1 protein-coding gene and 2 pseudogenes are annotated in these 1,618 nt (G+C 58.0%); all 3 read left to right on the top strand.

Annotated elements, in window-relative coordinates:
• Window positions 1-81: 81 nt before the first annotated feature.
• A pseudogene (locus AC097P_RS23710) lies at window positions 82-309 on the top strand (cation:proton antiporter domain-containing protein); the annotation flags it as partial.
• 65 nt (window positions 310-374) lie between these two features.
• A complete protein-coding gene (gene epsI / locus AC097P_RS23705) occupies window positions 375-1,067 on the top strand; it encodes an exosortase-associated protein EpsI, B-type (RefSeq protein WP_479612889.1) in 693 nt (230 codons plus the stop codon).
• A 102-nt stretch (window positions 1,068-1,169) separates the two neighbouring features.
• Window positions 1,170-1,618: pseudogene (locus AC097P_RS23700) on the top strand (hypothetical protein); the annotation flags it as partial.

Genomic DNA, 1,618 nt, shown 5'->3' with positions numbered 1-1,618 from the left:
ACGCCGCCTTTGGGATTGGCTACAACTACGATGGGCATACTTTTTCCTTCCCAATATTTGGGGTAATGCTATGTTATCGCCATGGAACACCTACCCTCTTGGCTGATCAACAGCTTCATATACCTCAGCGCGGCCGTCATCGTCGTACCCCTCAGCCGGGCCCTGGGCCTGGGCTCCATCATTGGCTACCTGGCGGCCGGCATTGCCATCGGGCCATGGGGGCTGGGGCTGGTCACCAATGTGCAGGATATTTTGCATTTTGCCGAGTTTGGTGTCGTGCTGATGCTGTTTCTGGTGGGGCTGGTGCTCGTGCTGTTCACGGACTACCTCTTGGGCTGGGTTTTCAAAGAACCCGCCCGAACAGGAGTGAAGGCATGAACGCCACCCGTATCCGCGCCGTGCTCGTCAGTGTGGCCATGGTCGCCACCGCTGCATTGGCCCACTGGGCGACTCCCACCACCCACCTCAGTGATGTCGTGGGCAAGCCCGATCTGGAGAAAATTTTCCCCCAGGAATTTGCCGGCTGGCGGGTCGATGTGCGCGCAGCCATGGTGCTGCCCTCGCCGCAAACGCAGGCCATTCTGGACAGTATTTACAACCAGACGCTGACTCGCACCTACATCAACGCTGCGGGGAACCGCATCATGCTGTCCGTTGCCTATGGTGGCGACCAGTCAGATGCCACGCGTGCGCATTTGCCCGAGGTGTGCTACCCCGCGCAGGGTTTTCAAATCACTGCCAACAGTACGAGCCAGCTCGATCTGGCGGGTCGCACAGTCAACACCCGGCTGTTGATGTCCAAGCTGGGTCAGCGCCATGAGCCTATCACCTACTGGCTGGTGGTGGGCGACCGTGTCACCCTGTCCAGGACGGACCAAAAACTCACGCAGTTCCGCCTGGGCCTCAAGGGCCTGATACCCGACGGCCTGTTGGTGCGGGTATCGAGCATCGATACCGACATGGCCCGCGGCCACCAGATGCAGGCGCAGTTTTTGGCCGATATGGCCTCTGCCTTCTCTGAAAATGCGCGAGACAGGGTATTTGGCAATCTGGTGACTGCCCGTTAGTCCGAATGGACTATTGCGGCAGCGCAGCATGGTTGCAACAATCCAGCTAAGGCAGGTACTTTTAACCCTGTCAGGTCTGTCACCTTCTTTCAGGGATTGAAAATGTCTATCAAAACCACTTTGGCCTGTGCCGCCCTTGCAGCTTGCTCCTTCGCCGCACAAGCCCAAAACATCGTTGTAAACGGTAGCTTTGAGCAGGTTCTCGGTAGCAATATGCAAGGCGCGGGTACTTGGGGGACCTACACGAGCATCGTTGGCTGGACGGGTACACCCAACATCGAAGTGCGTGATTCTATAGCTGGCAACGCCCAACAAGGCTCCAACTACGTCGAGCTGGACACCGGTGGCAATAGCGGCATGTTCCAAACCGTCACTGGCAATGGCTGGTACGACTTGAGCTTCTGGTATTCGGCACGTGAGGGCGTGGCTGCAGGCTCCAACGGTCTGAACTTCTCGTTTGGCAACCTGTCTGGCCAAGTGCTGGCCAACGTGGCGGGTGCTCCTTCGGGCAATGTGTGGCAGCAGTACAGCGGTCTGGTGTTTCTGAATGG

Source organism: Rhodoferax sp. ZS1R8, from assembly GCF_056521325.1.
This window is presented reverse-complemented; position numbering and strand designations above follow the sequence as displayed.